This window comes from Streptomyces sp. NPDC059008 (assembly GCF_042749045.1).
Classification (GTDB): Bacteria; Actinomycetota; Actinomycetes; order Streptomycetales; family Streptomycetaceae; genus Streptomyces.
The window spans coordinates 79,995-99,454 of sequence record NZ_JBHYJC010000019.1; the positions used below are offsets into that span (position 1 = coordinate 79,995).

Genomic DNA, 19,460 nt, shown 5'->3' on the forward strand with positions numbered 1-19,460 from the left:
GAGGGGACGGGCCCTTCCACTGTGTCACCGGTGGGTCCGGCGGCCGGCGACGCCTACGCGTCGAAGACCTCCGCGACCAGCTGGGCCTGCTCCGCCTGGTGGCGCTTGGCGGAGCCGACGGCCGGGGACGAGGAGTGCGGCCGCGAGATGCGGCGCAGACGCTCGCCGTGCGGCACGTCGGCGCCGACGGCCAGGTCGAGGTGGTCGATCAGGTTGAGACCGAGGAACGGCCAGGCACCCTGGTTCGCCGGCTCCTCCTGCGCCCACAGGTACTTCTCGGCGTTGGGGAACTTGGCGATCTCCGCCTGGAGTTCCTTGCCGGGGAGCGGGTAGAGGCGCTCGATGCGGACAATCGCCGTGCTGGCAGCATCCGCGTCGTTCGCACCGCGCTTGGCGCGCTCGGCCTCCAGGTCGTAGTAGACCTTGCCGGAGCAGAAGACCACCTTGCGGACGGCGCTCGCGTCCACCGCGCCGGAGGCGACCTGGGTGTCGCCGATGACGGGGCGGAAGCCGCCCGTGGTGAACTCCTCCGTCTTCGACGCCGCGGCCTTCAGACGCAGCATCGACTTCGGGGTGAAGACGACCAGCGGCTTGTGGTGCGGGTTGTGCACCTGCCAGCGCAGCAGGTGGAAGTAGTTGGAGGGGAGCGTCGGCATGGCGACGGTCATGTTGTTCTGGGCGCACAGCTGCAGGAAGCGCTCGATCCGGGCCGAGGAGTGGTCCGGGCCCTGGCCCTCGTAGCCGTGCGGGAGGAGCAGGGTGACGCCGGAGGTCTGGCCCCACTTCTGCTCCGCCGAGGAGATGAACTCGTCGACGACCGTCTGGGCGCCGTTGACGAAGTCACCGAACTGGGCCTCCCACATGACCAGCGCCTCCGGGCGGGCCAGCGAGTAGCCGTACTCGAAGCCCATCGCCGCGTACTCGCTCAGCAGCGAGTCGTAGACGTTGAAGCGGGCCTGGTCCTCGGAGAGGTAGAGCAGCGGGGTGTAGTCCTCGCCCGTCTCGCGGTCGATGAGGACCGCGTGACGCTGGCCGAACGTGCCGCGGCGGGAGTCCTGGCCGGCGAGCCGGACCGGGGTGCCCTCCATCAGCAGCGAGCCGACGGCGAGGGTCTCGCCCATGCCCCAGTCGATGGTGTTGTCCTCGACCTGTGCCGCGCGGCGCTGCAGCTGGGGCAGCAGACGCGGGTGGACGGTGATGTGGTCGGGGATGTTGACCTGGGACTCGGCGATCCGCTTGACGACCTCCTGGGAGATCGCGGTGTCCACGAAGACCGGGAACTCGGCCTTGGGCTGCGGCACCTCGGGGACGGCCGGGGCGGTCGTGGCGTCGCGGACCTCGGTGAAGACCTTCTCCAGCTGGCCCTGGAAGTCCTGGAGCGCCTGCTCGGCCTCTTCCAGCGTGATGTCGCCGCGACCGATGAGGGACTCGGTGTAGAGCTTGCGCACCGAGCGCTTCTTGTCGATCAGGTCGTACATCAGCGGCTGGGTGAAGGCCGGGTTGTCCGACTCGTTGTGACCGCGGCGGCGGTAGCAGATCAGGTCGATGACCACGTCCTTGTTGAACGCCTGGCGGAACTCGAAGGCCAGACGGGCGACGCGGACGACGGCCTCGGGGTCGTCGCCGTTGACGTGGAAGATCGGCGCCTCGATCATGCGGGCCACGTCGGTGGCGTACATCGACGAACGCGACGACTCCGGGGCGGCGGTGAAGCCGACCTGGTTGTTGATGACGACGTGCACCGTGCCGCCGGTGCGGTAGCCGCGCAGCTGGGACATGTTCAGCGTCTCGGCGACCACGCCCTGGCCGGCGAACGCGGCGTCGCCGTGCAGCTGGATCGGCAGGACGGTGAAGTCCGTGCCGCCCTTGTTGATGATGTCCTGCTTGGCGCGTGCGACACCCTCGACGACCGGGTCCACGGCCTCCAGGTGGGAGGGGTTGGCGGTGAGCGAGACCTTGATCTGCTCGCCGTCCAGGCCGGTGAAGGTGCCCTCGGCGCCCAGGTGGTACTTCACGTCGCCGGAGCCGTGCATCGACTTCGGGTCGAGGTTGCCCTCGAACTCGCGGAAGATCTGCGCGTAGGACTTGCCGACGATGTTGGCGAGCACGTTGAGCCGGCCGCGGTGGGCCATGCCGATGACGACCTCGTCCAGGCGCGACTCGGCCGCGGAGTCGATGACCGCGTCCAGCAGCGGGATGACGGACTCGCCGCCCTCCAGCGAGAAGCGCTTCTGGCCGACGTACTTGGTCTGCAGGAACGTCTCGAACGCCTCGGCGGAGTTCAGCCGGCGCAGGATGCGCAGCTGCTCGTCGCGCTCCGGCGACTTGTGCGAGCGCTCGACCCGGTCCTGGATCCACTGGCGCTGCTTGGGGTCCTGGATGTGCATGAACTCGATGCCGGTGGTGCGGCAGTACGAGTCGCGCAGCACGCCCAGGATGTCGCGCAGCTTCATCATCGACCGGCCGGAGAAGCCGCCGACGGCGAACTCGCGCTCCAGGTCCCACAGGGTGAGCCCGTGCTCGGTGATGTCGAGGTCGGGGTGCTTGCGCTGGTGGTACTCCAGCGGGTCGGTGTCGGCCATGACGTGGCCGCGGACCCGGTAGGAGTGGATCAGCTCGAAGACCCGGGCGGCCTTGGTGACGTCGTCGTCGTGCGAGGCGTCGATGTCCCGCAGCCAGCGGACCGGCTCGTAGGGGATCCGCAGCGACTTGAAGATGTCGTCGAAGAACTCGTTCTCGCCGAGCAGCAGCTGGCTCATGACGCGCAGGAACTCGCCGGAGGCGGCGCCCTGGATCACCCGGTGGTCGTAGGTGCTGGTCAGCGTCATGACCTTGGAGACGCCCAGCTTGTTCAGGGCGTCCTGGGAGGTGCCCTGGAACTCCGCGGGGTAGTCCATCGCGCCGACGCCCATGATCATGGACTGGCCGGGCATCAGACGGGGCACCGAGTGGACGGTGCCGATGCCGCCGGGGTTCGTCAGCGACGCGGTGACTCCGGTGAAGTCGTCCATCGTCAGCTTGTTGTCGCGGGCCCGGCGGACGATGTCCTCGTAGGCCTGCCAGAACTCGAAGAACGAGAGCGTCTCGGCCTTCTTGATGGCGGCGACGACGAGCTGGCGCTCACCGCTGGGCTTCACCAGGTCGATGGCCAGGCCGAGGTTGATGTGCGGCGGCTTGACCAGCGTCGGCTTGCCGTCCTTCTCCGCGAAGGAGTAGTTCATCGACGGCATGGCCTTGAGGGCCTGCACCATCGCGTACCCGATCAGGTGGGTGAAGGAGACCTTCCCGCCCCGGGCGCGCTTGAGGTGGTTGTTGATGACGATGCGGTTGTCGAACAGCAGCTTCACCGGGACGGCGCGGACGGACGTGGCCGTCGGCAGCTCCAGGGAGGCGTTCATGTTCTTCGCGACGGCGGCCGAGGGGCCGCGCAGCTGGACGTACTCGGGCCCGGCCGGGGCCTCGCCGTCGGCGGCCTGCTTGGCGGCCGGCTTCGCGGCGGCCTTGGCGGGGGCCGCCTTGGCCGGGGCCGGCTTGACGGGGGCCGGAGCGCTCGCGGCCGGCTTCGCCGGGGTGGCCGGCTTGGCGGCTGCGGGCTTCGGCTCGGCCGCGGCGGGGGCCGGCGGCGTGACCGGGGCAGCCGGCGCCGGGGCGGCCTGCGCGGGGGCGGCGGCCTCCGCGGGCTTGCTCGGCGCGGTGGCACCGCCCGGCTTGTAGTCGGCGAAGAAGTCCCACCAGGCTCGGTCTACCGAGTTCGGGTCCTGGAGGTACTGCTGGTAGATCTCGTCGACGAGCCACTCATTGGGACCGAACGCAGCAGCAGGGCTCTTGCCCTGCCCCTCTTGGTCGGTCGAGATGCTCGAGCTGTTGGGGGACTGTAGCGACACGGCGGCAACCGCCCTCTTCCGCTTCCTAAGGTGGTGGACAGCGGGAATAAAGGCTACGCCTCTTGTGACCTTTGGTGCAGTCCGGGAGGGCCACTCGTCGCGCACGTCACATTCCCGAAGGGGTTTCGGGGCATGACTTGGCGGGAAACACACGGAGTTTGCCCGTCTGCGGGTAGGACTCACCGCCGTCGCACCCATGGGATGAGTGCTCCTACCACCGACCCTACGTCACCGAACGTCAACGTGGGCGTCAGCTGCGCGCCGACTCCAGCCCCGGAAGAGTGACCCGGATCCGGCAACCCCGCGCGGATTCGGCCACGCCGATCCGTCCGCCGTGCAGATCCACCGCCCAGCGCGCGATCGCCAGGCCCAGGCCCGTACCGCCGTCGCTGCCGGGGCCCGAGGGGGCCGGGCCGCCGCGGTTGAACCGCTCGAAGACCCGGTAGCGCTCCGACTCGGGGATGCCGGGCCCCTCGTCCTGCACCTCCAGCTCCAGGCTCTCGGGGCCCTCGCCGCGCCGGGCGTGCACCGTGACCCGGCCGTGGCGCGGGCTGTGCTTGATCGCGTTGTCGATGAGATTCGCCACGACCTGGTGGAGCCGCTCGGCGTCGGCGTGCGCGGTCAGCTCCGGCGGCGAGACGTCGAGGTGGAGATGGACGTCCGTTCGGGTGTGGGTGCCGGAGCCGGCCAGCGTGGAGGCGCCCCGGCTCATGTTGGCCTCCTTGAGCACCCCGGACAGATACGGCCAGACCTCGAAGCGCCGGGCGTGCAGCGGCACCACGCCGTTGTCCAGCCGGGACAGGTCCAGCAGGTGCTCGACCAGGCGGCCCAGCCGCTCGGTCTGCTTCAGCGCCGTCCGCATCGTCTCCGGATCGGGCTCGCAGACCCCGTCGACGACGTTCTCCAGGACCGCGCGCAGCGCCGCGATGGGGGTGCGCAGCTCGTGCGAGACATTGGCGACCAGCTCCTTGCGGTGGGTGTCCACCGCCTCCAGGTCGGCCGCCATCCTGTTGAAGGCGTTCGCCAGGTCGCCGAACTCGTCGCGGCGGGCCGAGCGCACCCGGCGGCTGTAGTCACCGTGCGCCATCGAGCGGGTGACGTCCGTCATCTCCCCGAGCGGGGCGGTCAGACTGTTCGCCACGAACTGGGTGAGCAGCAGCGAGGCGATGATCGAGAAGATCGTGATCACCCGCAGCTCGGTCGCCGAGTGCATCGCGACGAACACCAGCAGGGTGGTGATGATCACCGAAACGCTGACCAGCGCACCGAGCGCCGCCTTGACGGAGCGGTACGGATCCAGCGGCCGCAGCGCTTCCCAGACCTGCTGCCACAGCCCGCGCAGGGGCTGCTGCCACCGCTTCATGCGGGCGGAGTCTCCAGCGCGTAGCCGACACCGTGGACCGTGCGGATGCGCTCGGCGCCGATCTTGCGGCGCAGCGCCTTGATGTGGCTGTCGACCGTACGGGTCCCGGAGGCGTCCGCCCAGTCCCACACCTCGGCCAGCAGCTGCTCGCGGGAGAGCACCGCGCGCGGCGTGTTCGCCAGGCACACCAGCAGATCGAACTCGGTGGGCGTCAGATGGACGTCCGTGCCGCGCACCCGGACCCGGCGCTGGGCGTGGTCGATCTCCAGCTCGCCCAGCCGCAGGATGCCGCTGCGGGGGGTGTGGGCGGCCAGCGCGGCGCGCTCCACCCGGCGCAGCAGGACGTGCACCCGGGCGGCCAGCTCGCGCATCGAGAACGGCTTGGTCATGTAGTCGTCGGCGCCGACGCCGAGGCCGACCAGCATGTCGGTCTCGTCGTCCCGGGCGGTGAGCATCATCACCGGCACCGGGCGCTGGGCCTGGACGCGGCGGCACACCTCCAGGCCGTCGAAGCCCGGCAGCATCACGTCGAGGACCAGCAGATCGGGCTGCCAGGCCTCGGCGGTGTCGACGGCGGCCGGGCCGTCGGTGGCCGTCTGCACCTGGAAGCCCTCGGCGCGCAGCCGGGCCGCGATGGCGTCGACGATCGTCGGGTCGTCCTCCACGACCAGTACCCGGCGCTGGGCGCCCGGCGTGGCAGCGGCGGCGCCGCCCTGCGTTGTCTGAGTCTGGTCCATCGCCCGCCCCTGCATGTCCCTGCGTGGTCGCGTACTGCTGGGCAGCAGCGTACGGGCATGGTGTGACTGTCGGCTACGCGCCCTTCCGCGCGAGGTGGACCACGTCGGGGACGCCTCGGACAACGGGGATCTCTTCCGTACGTACCTCGCTGAATCCGGCATTTCGCAGGGCCGCTTCGAAGGCCGGCGAGGGTTGCGCGGACCATACGGCGAGCACTCCGCCGGGGGAGAGCCGGTCGCGGCAGGCGGCGAGTCCGGTGGGGGAGTAGAGGCTGCCGTTGTCGTCGGTGACGGTCCAGTCGGGGCCGTTGTCGATGTCCAGGCACAGCGCGTCGTAGGTGGACCGGGGGCCGGTCCCGCCGCGCAGGTGGGCGACGAGGTCGGTGTGCAGGACGGTGCAGCGCGGGTCGGCCAGCGCGGCCGCCGAGACGGCCGACAGCGGGCCGGTGCGGTGCCAGTCGATGACCGCCACCTCGCGCTCGACGACGGTGATCCGGCCCCACCGGGGCTGCTCGGCCGCCCTGGCCAGGGAGAAGCCGACGCCCAGGCCGCCGATCAGCACCGAGGGGCGCTCGCGATCGGCGGGGAGCCCCTCCAACGCGGCGTCGATCAGCAGCCGCTCGGACCGGCCGTCGGAGGTGTCCATCAGGAAGCAGCCGTTGGCGATGATCTCGTAGATCACCGGGGCCGCCGGTGCATCCGGTCCGGCGGGGGACCCGGCCCGCTGCCGCAGCACCACCTCGCCGTACGGGCCCTCGCGCCGGTCGAGCGTGCGGGGGGCTGCTGAGGGGCCGGCCGTCGTCTGCGGCGGAGTAACGGATGCCATGGCGCCCATGGTGGCCAATCCGGGTCGCGCCGAGCAACGGGTTACGGGGCCGGGCGAGGCGCCGGAAACCCTGACGCGGAGGCCGCGACGACAGTTGCCTTGTGTGAGGCATATCACTCTCACAGCTTCCTCATGGATTGAGCAGGCAGGGTGGTCCGCGACGTTGTGCACAGCAGAACGAGCACGCACCGCCCGGGGGGAGATGGGGCGTGGCTCACCGGATGAGCCATGGACGGGAGGGACCGCCAAGTGAGCTGGCTGGGAACCGCCGGAGGGACACGGGCCGACCGGGCCCCGGGCGACGCTGCGGGAGCCGTCGCGGGGCCGGCCGCCGAGCGGCTGCGCACAGCGAGCACCGGACCGGCCTTCGAGCGGCTGCGCCGACGGGTGTGGCGGCTCTTCCCCACCCCCACTGCCACCCCCTTCACCTTCGGCTACGCCCTCCTGCTCGTCGCCACCTCCCTCTTCGCCGAACATGCCGACCCGCGGCTGGTCTCTGAACTGCTGCGGGGCTCCAGCACGGACGTCGTCCACCTGACCAAGGCCCCGCTGCTGGTCCTGGCCGCCAGCGCGCTGTGGATAGCCGGCGGAGTGACCTCCGGCTACGCCCTCGCCTTCCTCCTGGTCCTGACGGCACTGGAGCGGCGCATCGGCGGCCTGCGCACCGCCGCGGTCTTCTTCGGCGGCCATGCGCTGGCCACCCTCGCCACCGAGGTGCCGGTGGCCTTCTCCGTCGCCGCCGGACAGCTGCCCGAGAGCTCCCTGCACCGCCTCGACTACGGCATCAGCTTCGGCGTCATGACCTGCACCGGAGCCCTCGCGGGCCTGCTGCCGACCTGGGCGCGCTTGCCCCTGCTGACCGGGGTCGGCTACCTGGCGCTGACCGATCTGCTCGCCTACCTGGACCCGATGACCGACTGGGGGCATCTGCTGTCCCTCGCCCTGGGTGTGGCCTGCTGGCCCCTGCTGCGCCGCTGGCGCGCCCGCCGCACCGGCCCCCGGCCGCTCCTCGGCGACCTGGGGCATCCGGCGCTGCGGGGCGTGCGTACCTACTGACCCCCGGCGCGCCGGGCCAGGGCCTGTCCGATGAGTCAGGGTCGGAAAGGCCCTGCCCTAGCCGAGCCAGACCAGCACCGCCTCCCCCCGGTCCGCCGCCGCACGGAAGAACGGGCGCAGCGCGTCGTAGTGCTCGCGCACGTAGTCCAGGGACTCGCCGCGCTCCCACACGATCGACGGATACACCTCCGCCTCGGCGAGGTCCTCGGGGCCGACACCGGCCGTCAGATCCGCGCCGGATATCCCCGCGAGCACCTCGGCGGCGACCCGCACCCGCTCGGCGGTGAGGTAGCGAGGCGGGCCGTAGCCCCAGTCCTCCGCCGCCGGGATGTCCCCCTCGCCGTGCACGATGTCCACCGGGAAGGCCGCCCGGCGCAGCAGGAACCCGAGGGCGTCCCAGGCCTTGTCGACGTCCAGGCAGCGCGCGGCGGCCGGCTCCGCCGGCTGTCCGGCCTCCGCTTCCATCCGCCCGATGACCAGCTTCAACGCCCACTCCGGGTCGCCGAGGGCGCGGTCGAATTCGGCGGGTGTGACACATGCGTACTGTCCGATCATGCTCATGGACCCGAGGCTAGGGGCGACCACTGACAACGCCCGGCGGCCGGCGCCGCGTTGACGGTCCGCCGGCCGCTCGCGGCGAGCGAAACCGGCCGGCCGCGCCACCCGTCCGGGCCTGGGAGAATGGACGTCCTTTCCAGGCGCCGCCCCGTGCGGCGCGCACCGGCCGCAGGAGTATCCGCACCGTGTCCCCAGACCGCGCGCCCGAGCGCAAGCAATCGAATCCGGACACTGTCGAGCTGGGCCTGCAGTCCGACTGCGGCAGCTGCTTCGGGCTGTGCTGCGTCGCGCTGCCGTTCGCGGCCTCCGCGGACTTCGCCCTCGACAAGGAGGCCGGCCGGCCCTGCCCCAACCTGCAGACCGACTTCCGCTGCGGCATCCACACCGATCTGCGCAAGCGCGGCTTCTCCGGCTGCACCGTCTTCGACTGCTTCGGCGCCGGGCAGAAGGTCTCCCAGGTCACCTTCGGCGGGCGGGACTGGCGGCAGGCTCCGGGCACCGCCCGGCAGATGTTCGACGTGTTCCCCGTCATGCGGCAGCTGCACGAACTGCTCTGGTACCTGGCCGAGGCGCTCACCCTGCGGGCCGCCCGCCCCCTGCACGCCGACCTGCGGGCCGCGCTGGAGAAGACCGAACGCCTCACCCGCGGCAGCGCCGAGGACCTCGCCGCGCTGGACGTGCCGGCCCACCGGGGCGAGGTCAACGCCCTGCTGCTGCGCACCAGCGAGCTCGTACGGGCCAAGGTCCCGGGCCGCAAGAAGGAGCGGCGGGGCGCCGACCTCATGGGGGCCCGCCTCAAGGGCGCCGACCTCCAGGGCGCCAACCTCCGCGGCGCCTACCTCATCGCCGCCGACCTCAAGGGCGCCGATCTGCGCCGGGCGGATGTGATCGGCGCCGATCTGCGCGACGCCGACCTGAGCGGTGCCGACCTCACCGGCGCCCTCTTCCTGACCCAGTCCCAGCTGAACGCGGCCCGGGGGAACGCCGCCACCAAGCTGCCCGAGACGCTGACCCGCCCCGCGCACTGGTAGCCGGGCGCTCCCCGGGCACCCCGTCCCGCGCATCGACCGGCGACGGGCGCTCCCCGGCACCCCCGTCCCGATCGCTCACAGCGAACGCGCGCGGGGGAACAACTCCCCGCCCCCCTGCATTGAGTGGGTAAAGCTCAACTTGATTGCCGAAGGGGAGATCATGGCTTCGACGTCCACATCGCTCACCCTGCCCGTGCTGCCGCTCGACGATGAGGTCGTGCTCCCCGGCATGGTGGTGCCGCTGGACCTGTCCGACGCGGACGTCCGCGCCGCGGTGGAGGCCGCACAGGCCGCCGCCACTTCGGGTAACAAACCGCGGGTGCTGCTTGTGCCCCGCATCGACGGCACCTACGCGGGAATCGGCACGCTCGGGCGGATCGAGCAGGTCGGGCGGCTGTCCGACGGCGACCCCGGAGCGCTGATCCGGGGCCTGGGCCGGGTGCGGATCGGTTCCGGCACGACCGGGCCCGGCGCCGCGCTGTGGGTGGAGGGCACGACCGTCGACGAACAGGTCCCCGATCCGCTGCCCGGGGCCGTCGCCGAACTCGTCACGGAGTACAAGGCGCTGGCCACCAGCTGGCTGCGCAAGCGCGGCGCCTGGCAGGTCGTCGACCGCGTCCAGCAGATCGAGGACGTGCCGGCGCTGGCCGACAACTCCGGCTACTCGCCCTTCCTGACCACCGAGCAGAAGGTCCGGCTGCTGGAGACCACCGACCCGGTCGCCCGCCTGAAGTTCGCCACCGAGGCGCTGCGCGACCACCTCGCCGAACAGGACGTCGCCGAGTCCATCGCCAAGGACGTCCAGGAGGGTGTCGACAAGCAGCAGCGCGAGTTCCTGCTGCGGCGGCAGCTGGAGGCGGTCCGCAAGGAACTCGCCGGGCTCAACGGCGATCCGGAGGACGAGGGCGACGACTACCGCGCCCGGGTCGAGGCCGCCGATCTGCCCGCCGACGTCCGCAAGGCCGCCCTCAAGGAGGTCGACAAGCTGGAGCGGGCCAGCGACCAGAGCCCCGAGGGATCGTGGATCCGCACCTGGCTGGACACCGTCCTCGAACTGCCGTGGAACGAACGGACCGAGGACGCCTACGACATCGCCGGTGCCAAGCAGGTGCTGGACGCCGACCACTCCGGCCTGGAGGAGGTCAAGGAGCGGATCACCGAATACCTGGCCGTCAGGAAGCGGCGGGCCGAGCGCGGCCTGGGGCTGGTCGGCGGCGGGGCGAAGGGGGCCTCGCACGATGGTTCCGGCAAGGGCGGCGGCGGACGACGGGCGGGCGGCGCCGTGCTCGCGCTCGTCGGCCCGCCCGGTGTGGGCAAGACCTCGCTGGGCGAGTCCGTCGCCCGCGCCATGGGCCGCTCCTTCGTCCGGGTCGCGCTCGGCGGCGTCCGCGACGAGGCGGAGATCCGCGGCCACCGCCGTACGTACGTCGGCGCGCTGCCCGGCCGCATCGTCCGCGCCATCAAGGAGGCCGGCTCGATGAACCCGGTCGTCCTCCTCGACGAGATCGACAAGGTGGGGTCCGACTTCCGGGGCGACCCGGCCGCCGCCCTCCTGGAGGTCCTGGACCCGGCGCAGAACCACACCTTCCGCGACCACTACCTGGAGGTCGAACTCGACCTCAGCGACGTGGTCTTCCTGGCCACCGCCAACGTCCTCGAAGCCATCCCCGAGCCGCTGCTCGACCGGATGGAGCTGGTCCGGCTCGACGGCTACACCGAGGACGAGAAGGTCGTCATCGCCCGGGACCACCTGCTGCCGCGCCAGCTGGAGCGGGCCGGCCTGGAGCAGGACGAGGTGACGCTGCAGGACGACGCGCTGCGCAAGCTGGCGGGCGAGTACACCCGCGAGGCGGGCGTACGGAATCTGGAGCGCGCCATCGCCCGGATGCTGCGCAAGGTCGCCGCCCAGCACGAACTCGGCGAACGGGAGCTGCCGTTCACGGTCGGCGTGGACCAGCTGCGCCCGCTGCTGGGGCGGCCGCACCACACCCCCGAGTCCGCCCAGGACCCGGCCGAGCGGCGGACGGCCGTACCCGGTGTGGTCACCGGCCTCGCGGTCACCGGCGCCGGCGGCGACGTCCTCTACGTGGAGGCCTCGCTCGCCGACCCGGAGACCGGTGCGTCCGGGCTCCAGCTGACCGGCCAGCTCGGCGACGTGATGAAGGAGTCCGCGCACATCGCGCTGTCGTTCCTGCGCTCCCATGGCGCGGAGCTGGAACTGCCGGTCGCCGACCTCAAGGAGCGCGGAGTGCATCTGCACGTACCGGCGGGCGCCGTCCCCAAGGACGGACCGAGCGCGGGCGTGACGATGACGACGGCGCTGGCCTCGCTGCTGTCGGGCCGGCAGGTCCGGCCGGACGTGGCGATGACCGGGGAGATCTCGCTGACCGGGCGGGTGCTGCCGATCGGCGGCGTCAAGCAGAAGCTGCTCGCGGCGCACCGGGCCGGGATCACGACGGTGATCATCCCCAAGCGCAACGAGCCGGACCTGGACGACGTCCCGGCCGAGGTCCTCGACTCTCTTGAGGTCCACCCCGTCGCGGACGTCCGCCAGGTCCTCCAGCTGGCGCTGACGCCGGCGTCCCACGGCGCCGTGCCGGAGGTCCCCCTCGCGGCCTGAGCCGCGCGGGGACGGCAAACGGGACGGACCCCTGCCGCACGGACCGTGCGGCAGGGGCCCGTTCGCGCGTACGGCCCGGGCGTGGGCGGGGCGCTACCCGCCCTCGCCCGACCCGTCGGCCCGGTGCGCTCAGCCGTTCGCCAGCGCCTGGAGCCGGTCGTAGGCGCCGTTGAAGCGGTTGTGGTCACCGACCGTCGGGCCGGTCGAGGTGTACTGCCAGATGGTGTGGAAGCCCCAGCCGGCCGGGAGTTCGCCGGCCGAGGAGCCGTAGCGCGGAATCCACAGCGGGTTGACGGCCCCGAAGGCGGACGAATTGCCGGTGCACTGCTTCCACCAACTGGTGGAGGTGTAGACGACCGCGTCCCGGCCGGTGCGCGCCTTGTAGGTGGCGAACCAGTCCTTCATCCAGTTGACCAGGCCGGCCGCGCTCAGCCCGTAGCAGGTCGCGCCGTAGGGGTTGTACTCCATGTCGAGCGCGCCGGGCAGCGTCCTGCCGTCCCTGGACCAGCCGCCGCCGTGGTCGACGAAGTAGTTGGCCTGGGCGGCGCCGCTGGAGGTGTTGGGCGTGGCGAAGTGGTACGCGCCACGGATCATGCCCACGTTGTAGGAGCCGTTGTACTGCTGCGCGAAGTACGGGTTGGTGTAGCTGGTGGACTCCGTCGCCTTGACGTAGGCGAAGCGGACGCCACTGTTCCAGAGCGTCGACCAGGCGACGTTGCCGTTGTGGCTGCTGACGTCCACGCCCTCGACGGACGCCGCGAGCGAGGACGCCGGCGGGGCGGTGCCGGCCGCGGTGCCTTCGTGCTTGGCGATCTGCGAACCGGCCCAGTCCTGTCCGGGATGGGTGGGTTCGGGTGCGCGCCGCGGGGCCTGGGCGCCGGCGGCGGACGGCAGGCCGAGGAGGAGGGCGAGGATCGCGAGAAGGGCCCCGACCATGGTCGCGAGGGAGCGTGCGGGGCGGTGGGGGAGGCCGGATCTGAGCACGGTCATACGTGTCTCCGGAGATCTCGGTGGGTGACCTGAGGGGGGATGATCTGACGGCATGACGCAGACGCGATGACACGGAGGTGCGGTGTGCATGACGTGTGGCGGAACCTTTGTCGCCGACCGGACCGCTTGGTATGGCCATGCCATAAATAACGATACGCGCGTAGACCGACGGGGCAAAAGAGGGTTGCCGGGCTGCCGTTGGTCTAATCCTGCGAAATACTGGCCGAGCTGCGGCTTCGGCCGCCGAGGGCGGAAACTTTCAGATGAGGAAAGCGGGAATGGGCGCTGACGTGCACAACACCGGAGCCGGCGGCACCCCGGCGGACGGCGAGCCGACTGGTGTGGACCACGTATTCCTCGCCCTGGAAAGGGAATTGGCGGTATTCCTCCGCCGCGCCCGGGCCTCGTCCGGCGAATTGGCCCGCGAGGTGCATCCCGATCTGGAGCCGTCCGCGTACGGGCTCCTGCTCCGGCTGGCCGACGCCGGCGCGCAGCGCGCCACCGACCTCGCCGGCTTCTTCGGCGTCGGCAAGGCCACGATGAGCCGCCAGCTGCACGCCCTGGAGAAGCTGGGGCTGGTCGCCCGCGAGCCGGACCCGGCCGACGGCCGCGCCGTCCTCGTCCGCATCACGGACGAGGGCCGCGCCCGCTTCACCCGCGTCCGCAACGGGCGCCGCGCCCAGTACGCGCGCCGGCTCGCCTCGTGGGACCGCGCGGAGGTCGCCGAACTGGCGCGGCTGCTGCACCGCTTGAACACGGAGCAGGAGGGCGAGGAGGGGTAGGGCGGGGGGAGGGGTGTGGGGCCGAGGGGTAGGGGTGGTCGAACGCATTCCTTAGGGGATGCGAACGCCCCCTGCGGGGCCACAACGTGGTGGGGGCGGGGGGTATTCCCGGGCGTCGGGTAGACGGTGGGGGAATTCCGGGACGCGGTGCGGGCGAGGGCTGTTCCCGGACGTCTCCCCAGGGCAGGCACCGCGGTGCAGGGTGGCACTGCTCGGGACGTCGCGGTGCAGGGTGTCCCTGCTCAGGGCGCCCCCGCTCGGGACGTCGTGGTCCAGGGCGTCCCCGCTCAGGGCGCCACGTGGATCACCGCTGCGTCGTCCCGGGCCTTGCCGCGTGGATGGGTCCCGCACTCCGGGTCCGCAGCCTCGGCCGCCCGGACCCGGTCGATGAGGGACTGCGGGCCCCGCTCGGCCACCATCTCGACGCAGTCCGTCCAGGAACCCAGCCGGAAGACCTCCACCCAGCGGCCCGCGCCGTCGGTGAGCGCGGTCAGTGAGCGGACCTCGGCGCGCGGGGTGCTGCCGGTCACCGCGCGGGCGGCCACCGACGGATCGGCGGCCGCGGTGAAGAAGCCGCCCTCGGCGTTGCGCAGCGCCTCGACCGCGCGGGCGTACGCGCGGCCCGCCGCGGCCCGTTCCGCCGAGCCGCGGGGCAGCGCCCGCACGGCGGCGCGCTGGGCGCGGACCGCGGGCGGCAGTTCGTCCAGCCGCGGATCCAGCACCGGGTGCACCGAGCCGTCCGCCCGCTCCAGCAGCAGGACCGAATCGGAGAGGACGAGATGCTCGACGGTGTCCTCGGACCACCGCGCGGCCACCACGGTTGCCTGCGGAGTGCGGACGTGAGAAAGGTCACAGGTGTCGCGGTGGTCTTCGGCCGTCCGTGAGATGGCGGCGGCCAACACCTCAGCGAGTGTCATATCCCGGCGTGAAACCGACAGTTCGAGCAATGCGCCACCGAGCCGCGCGGTGAACCACGGCACCGTGTGCACGCATCCGTAGTCCTCGGCGGGCGGCGTCACACCGTCCAGCAGGACCAGGACTCCGCCCTGGCCAAAGGCCGGCAGGGCGACCGATGCGTAGTCCTCGTTTGGGCGTTGGGGGTCGCCCGGCTCGGTGGCGAGTTCGATGCGCATGGCCGCAAGTCTGCCGGAGGCCCCGTCGGCGCCCCGCTGACCGGGCGCTGCCGGCGGCGTCGGCGTACGGGCAGGTCAGCGGCGTACAGAAGGTATGGACCACCGGGCCAGCGGTGTGCGGGCGGGCATCTTTCCAGGACCGGCACGCATCTCCAAACCCGTCCGGGCGGTGCGCGGGTCTGCCGCGAAAATCGGTGGCGCCGGGAAGTTGATGGTCAAACTCCGAGTGATGTTCACTCGTTCAGGTGGCCAGGCATGTGTTGCCGGGCCACTGTGCGACGCCGGTGGAAGGGTCGTTGCCCGGTCAAGGGGCGGGACCAGGACATCCATCGCGACGCGCAGAGCCGGACTGTTTACCCTCGCGGAAGTGTGTGCTGCTGCGGTGTGCGCGCAGGTCCGCCCCGCGAGCGGCGAGCGAACCGGGTCCGCGACGCCATACGGCGTGGGCAGGCGAGACAGGAATGCGAGCAGCGGTGCGGAAGATGCGGCTTCGGGGCGGCGCAGGGAAGCCGGGTTCACCGGCCGGTTCGGTCCCGGGTCCGGGCAGGGGTCCGGGCACGACGGGCGGGGAGGGCCTCTCGGGGCGGCGTCCCGCGCGGGTGCGCAACCGGCTCGTCGGGGCGGTGGCCGTGGTCGCCGCCGCGGTCCTGGGCGCCGGTGCCCCCGGCCTCGCCACCACGGCCGACAACGCCCACGACAGCCAGCAGCTGGTCGACCTCGCCGAGTTGAACGCCCGGGCGATCGCCCTCGCGCACTCCCTCGCCGACGAGCGCGACGCGCTGACCGCAGGCGCCGCCCGACCGGCCGGCCGCGCGGGTGCCAAGCCCGGCGCGTCCGGCGCCAACGGCAGCCGGACCGGCGGAGCCGACCGCACGCAGCCCAACGGCGCGCGAAGCGGCGGCGCGAGAGCCGACGGCACGGGAGTCGGCGGCACCGGGAACGGCGCCGCCGCCACCAACGGCACGGGGACCGCCGCCGTTCCCCACACCGCTGCCGCCGGCACCGCCGCAGCCGACGCCGCCGTGTCCGCCGACGCCTCCGCCGCCACCGGGCCCCAGCGCGCCCGTGTCGACCGGCAGATCGGCGAGCTGCGCACCGAGGCCCAGGACGCCTCGGGCGACACCGAGGTCTACGCGGCGGCCGCCAAGCTCCTGGCCGCCCTCCCGCAAACCCGTCAAAGGGCGCTGTCCGGTACCGAATCGGCCGAGCGGGTCTACCACGCCTATACCGAGGTCATCCAGGCGCTCGCCGCGATCGGCGACACTATCGCCCGCCACCTCCCCGCCCGCGCGGACTCCGCCGACGCCGACACCCGCGCGCTGCCCGCCCTGGGCCGCCTCACCGACCAGGCCGCCGGCACCCGCGCCCTGCTGCTGGCCGGGCTGAACGCGGGCGGCGGCCAGCCCCGGCTGACCGCCCTCGCCCAGGTCGCGCACCTCCGCGCCCAGGGCGCGCTGGGCGACTTCCGGCAGACCGCCGGCCAGGGCGCCCGGGACCGCTTCGAGCGCACCGTCACCGGCGCCGACGTCGACGCCGCCGAGCGCTATCTGACCCGGCTGACCGACCAGCCCCGCCTGGACGCCGCGGACCTGCGGCTCAGCCGTCAGAAGGTGGCCGACACCCTCACCACCCGCATCGGGCTGATGCGGGGCGTGGAGTCGGCCATGGCCACCGCCGACATCGAGCGGCTCGGTGCCCTGCGCGACGACGACGTGACCGAGCTGGAGATCCGCATCGGCCTGGAGGCGCTCTGCCTGCTGCTGGCCGTCGGCGCCGGCGTCTGGGCCGCCCGCACCCTGACCCAGCCCCTGGCGGCGCTGCGGATCGGCGCCAGGCGGGTGGCCGGTGACCCCGCGCAGGAGGAGCCCATCGACTACAAGGGCCGCAACGACGAGTTCGCCGCCGTCGTCGGGTCCGTCAACGCACTGCACGCCCAGGTGGGCGACATGGCGCGGCGCACCGCAGAGCTGGAGGGCGAGCGCAAGCGGCTGGTCGGCGGCCGGCAGCGGCTGGTCGCCGAGCGCGAGGTGCTTCAGGAGCAGAGCGCCTCGCTCAAGGCGGAGGTCGCCGATCTCACCGAGCGGCTGGCCACCGCGCAGACCGGGGTGCACGGCCGGTTCGTCAACCTCTCGCTGCGCACCCTCGCCCTCGTGGAGCGCCAGCTCGCCGTCATCGAGTCGCTGGAGGAGGGCGAGCGGGACCCGGAGCGGCTGGAGACGCTGTTCAAACTGGACCACTTCGCCGCGCGGATGCGCCGCAACAGCGAGAACCTGCTGGTGCTGGCGGGCGCGGAACAGCACGGCGGCGGCCACCAGGGCCCGGTACCGCTGCTGGACGTACTGCGTGCCGCGGTCAGCGAGATCGAGCGGTACGACCGGGTACGCATCGAGTCGCTGCCGCCGCACTCGCAGGTCGCCGGCTTCGCCGCGGACGACCTCAGCCATCTGGTCGCCGAACTCCTGGAGAACGCCACCGCGTTCTCACCGCCGGACGCCCATGTCGAGCTGTCCGGCTGGCTGCTGGAGAGCGGCGAGCTGATGCTCTCGGTCCAGGACGAGGGCATAGGGATGACCGGGGAGCGGCTGGCCGAGCTCAACGAGCGGCTCGCGGACGCCGAGGCCGCCTCGTCCTCCGAGACCGTCGACGAGGCCCTGGGACTGGGCCTGTACGTGGTGGTGCGGCTGGCCGCCCGGCACGGCGTACGGGTCCAGCTGCGGGACGCCAAGCAGGGCGGCGTCACGGCCGTCGTCGTACTGCCCGGCTCGATACTGCCCACCCGCCCGGCCCCGTCGCCCTCCACGACGGCGCCGCACGAGGCGGTGCACACCCCCGCGCTGCCCGGCTCGGTCGCCGAGGCGAACTCCAACACCCTGCAGACCAGGGCGCCGCGCAAGGACCCGGCGGCCGGCGCGCCCGCCGCCGACGCGGACACCGAGGACCCGGACACCGAGGACCCGGACGCCGCCCCGGACATCGACCCGCTGGTCGCCGCCGCCGAGCGGGCCGTCGACGCGGCCGAGGGCAGCGCCGGCGACGACGAGCACACCCGGACCGAGGACGACGCGAGCCCGGCCGCCGAGCCGCCGGCACCGTCCGAGGCGCCGGTCGCCGAGGCCGCGGCCGCCGATCCGTACGCCATCGGCCCGGACCAGCACACCGGCCCCGCGACGGACGCGGCGGCCGAAGACGCAGAAGCCAGCGCCCCGGGACCCGAGGCCGACGACGCGGCAGCCGACGCCGACGACCCGGCACCCGCCGCGGCGCCGGAGAAGCCGCGGACGGCCAAGGGACTGCCCAAGCGCACACCGCACATCGTGGCGCAGCGCCCGGCGCCCGCCGCCCCGCGCAAGAGCGGCGCGGCCGGAGCCGAGGCGCTGCGGCGCCGGCTGGGCGGATTCCAGCAGGGGGCGAGGGACGGCCGGCGCGAGGTCGAGACCGAGATCGCGGAGCGCACGGCGGAGCAGACCATCCCACAGACCGACACCGACGGAGCGGGGGCCCCGGGGGAGAGCCGGATTGCCGAGGAGGCACACGATTGATGGCGCAAGCGCCGACTGCTCACGGAAAAGGACTCAGCAGCCAGGCACAGAACCTGCACTGGCTGCTGACGAACCTGGTCGACGAGGTGCCGGGCATCCGCTCGGTCGCGGTGGTCTCCTCCGACGGCCTGCTGCTGCTCAGCTCCGACCCGGACCGCGCGGCCGCCAAGGCGCAGCCGGACGGCGGTGACGGGCCCAGGGGGTCCAGCGCGGACCTGGCCACCATCGTGTCCGGGCTCGGCAGCCTCACCCATGGCGCCGCGAAGCTGATGGACGGCGGTGCCGTCAAGCAGACGGTGATCACCATGGACGAGGGCAGCGTGTTCGTCATGTCGATCAGCGACGGCTCGCTGCTCGGTGTGCACGCCGCCCCGGACTGCGACATGAACGTCATCGCCTACCACATGGCGCTGTTCGTCGGCCGGGCCGGCCATGTCCTCACCCCCGAACTCCGCAGCGAACTGCGCAAGTCGATGGAGAGCGCCCTGTGAGCAACCCCAAACTCCCCATACGCGGCGGGGACCGCAAACCCGCGCGGGTGCGGCCCTACTCGCTCACCGGCGGGCGGACCCGCTTCGGCCACGTGCTGCTCGTCGAGACGTTCGTGGCCGCACTGGAGGCCCCCGAAGGACGGCGCGAGCTGACCGGCGGCGGCTGGGCCGAGCGGGTGATGCCCGAGATGCGGGCGATCGTCGAACTGTGCCGCCGGATGCGCTCGGTCGCGGAGATCTCCGCGCTTTTGAAGATGCCGCTGGGCGTGGTCCGGGTCCTGCTCAGCGACCTCGCCGACCAGGGAAGGATTCGCGTCTACGGCACCGGGCACCCCACCGGCCGGCCCGACCGCAAGCTGCTGGAGAGGGTGCTGGGTGGACTTCACAGGCTCTGACACGACACCGGCCGGTTCGACGGCGACGGTCCCTTCCGCGGACCGGCCCGAGCCC

14 protein-coding genes are annotated in these 19,460 nt (G+C 72.5%); 7 read left to right on the forward strand and 7 right to left on the reverse strand.

Translation table 11 applies throughout. The features are described from left to right. Window positions 1–53 precede the first annotated feature (53 nt). From ACFWZH_RS22750 to ACFWZH_RS22765, 4 genes are all read right to left on the reverse strand, one after another. Entirely contained in the window at window positions 54–3,884 is a 3,831-nt protein-coding gene (locus ACFWZH_RS22750; protein ID WP_384434039.1) for a multifunctional oxoglutarate decarboxylase/oxoglutarate dehydrogenase thiamine pyrophosphate-binding subunit/dihydrolipoyllysine-residue succinyltransferase subunit, read from the reverse strand. Between the two features lie 250 nt (window positions 3,885–4,134). Then, a complete protein-coding gene (locus ACFWZH_RS22755) occupies window positions 4,135–5,247 on the reverse strand; it encodes a sensor histidine kinase (RefSeq protein ID WP_384434042.1) in 1,113 nt (370 codons plus the stop codon). Then, window positions 5,244–5,984 (reverse strand): response regulator transcription factor, encoded by a 741-nt coding sequence (locus ACFWZH_RS22760; RefSeq protein ID WP_238575264.1) that lies wholly within the window; start codon window positions 5,982–5,984, stop codon window positions 5,244–5,246. Before ACFWZH_RS22760 ends, ACFWZH_RS22755 begins: the two co-directional genes overlap by 4 nt. Window positions 5,985–6,057: 73 nt before the next feature. Then, a complete protein-coding gene (locus ACFWZH_RS22765) occupies window positions 6,058–6,810 on the reverse strand; it encodes a spermidine synthase (protein WP_384434045.1) in 753 nt (250 codons plus the stop codon). A gap of 249 nt (window positions 6,811–7,059) precedes the next feature. Between ACFWZH_RS22765 and ACFWZH_RS22770 the strand changes: the two genes are divergently transcribed. After that, window positions 7,060–7,866: a rhomboid-like protein gene (locus ACFWZH_RS22770; RefSeq protein WP_384434048.1), complete on the forward strand. Its 807-nt coding sequence runs from the start codon at window positions 7,060–7,062 to the stop codon at window positions 7,864–7,866. A gap of 57 nt (window positions 7,867–7,923) precedes the next feature. On the opposite strand, the gene ACFWZH_RS22775 is transcribed toward ACFWZH_RS22770, so the two are convergent. After that, on the reverse strand, window positions 7,924–8,427 hold the full coding sequence (locus tag ACFWZH_RS22775; RefSeq protein WP_384434051.1) for a YfbM family protein: 504 nt from the start codon (window positions 8,425–8,427) through the stop codon (window positions 7,924–7,926). A gap of 182 nt (window positions 8,428–8,609) precedes the next feature. On the opposite strand from ACFWZH_RS22775, the gene ACFWZH_RS22780 reads away from it, so the two are divergent. Continuing rightward, window positions 8,610–9,455 (forward strand): pentapeptide repeat-containing protein, encoded by an 846-nt coding sequence (locus ACFWZH_RS22780; protein WP_384434054.1) that lies wholly within the window; start codon window positions 8,610–8,612, stop codon window positions 9,453–9,455. Window positions 9,456–9,615: 160 nt separating this feature from the next. Then, window positions 9,616–12,075, forward strand: coding sequence for an endopeptidase La (gene lon / locus ACFWZH_RS22785; RefSeq protein ID WP_384434057.1), 2,460 nt, complete (start codon window positions 9,616–9,618; stop codon window positions 12,073–12,075). Between the two features lie 129 nt (window positions 12,076–12,204). On the opposite strand, the gene ACFWZH_RS22790 is transcribed toward lon, so the two are convergent. Further along, window positions 12,205–13,065, reverse strand: a complete 861-nt coding sequence (locus ACFWZH_RS22790; protein WP_384434060.1) for a lysozyme — start codon at window positions 13,063–13,065, stop codon at window positions 12,205–12,207. A 278-nt stretch (window positions 13,066–13,343) separates the two neighbouring features. On the opposite strand from ACFWZH_RS22790, the gene ACFWZH_RS22795 reads away from it, so the two are divergent. Further along, window positions 13,344–13,847 (forward strand): MarR family winged helix-turn-helix transcriptional regulator, encoded by a 504-nt coding sequence (locus ACFWZH_RS22795; protein ID WP_384434063.1) that lies wholly within the window; start codon window positions 13,344–13,346, stop codon window positions 13,845–13,847. A gap of 287 nt (window positions 13,848–14,134) precedes the next feature. Here the strand turns inward: ACFWZH_RS22795 and ACFWZH_RS22800 are convergent, their stop codons facing one another. Beyond that, entirely contained in the window at window positions 14,135–14,980 is an 846-nt protein-coding gene (locus tag ACFWZH_RS22800) for a hypothetical protein (protein WP_384434066.1), read from the reverse strand. A gap of 599 nt (window positions 14,981–15,579) precedes the next feature. On the opposite strand from ACFWZH_RS22800, the gene ACFWZH_RS22805 reads away from it, so the two are divergent. Genes ACFWZH_RS22805 through ACFWZH_RS22815 form a run of 3 tightly spaced genes read left to right on the forward strand, consistent with a single transcriptional unit; the run spans window position 15,580 to window position 19,405 of the window. Then, window positions 15,580–18,519 (forward strand): nitrate- and nitrite sensing domain-containing protein, encoded by a 2,940-nt coding sequence (locus tag ACFWZH_RS22805; protein WP_384434069.1) that lies wholly within the window; start codon window positions 15,580–15,582, stop codon window positions 18,517–18,519. Continuing rightward, a complete protein-coding gene (locus tag ACFWZH_RS22810) occupies window positions 18,519–19,010 on the forward strand; it encodes a roadblock/LC7 domain-containing protein (protein WP_384434071.1) in 492 nt (163 codons plus the stop codon). The genes ACFWZH_RS22805 and ACFWZH_RS22810 overlap by 1 nt, the downstream gene beginning before the upstream one ends. Continuing rightward, window positions 19,007–19,405: a DUF742 domain-containing protein gene (locus ACFWZH_RS22815; RefSeq protein WP_384434073.1), complete on the forward strand. Its 399-nt coding sequence runs from the start codon at window positions 19,007–19,009 to the stop codon at window positions 19,403–19,405. The genes ACFWZH_RS22810 and ACFWZH_RS22815 overlap by 4 nt, the downstream gene beginning before the upstream one ends. Window positions 19,406–19,460: the final 55 nt, after the last annotated feature.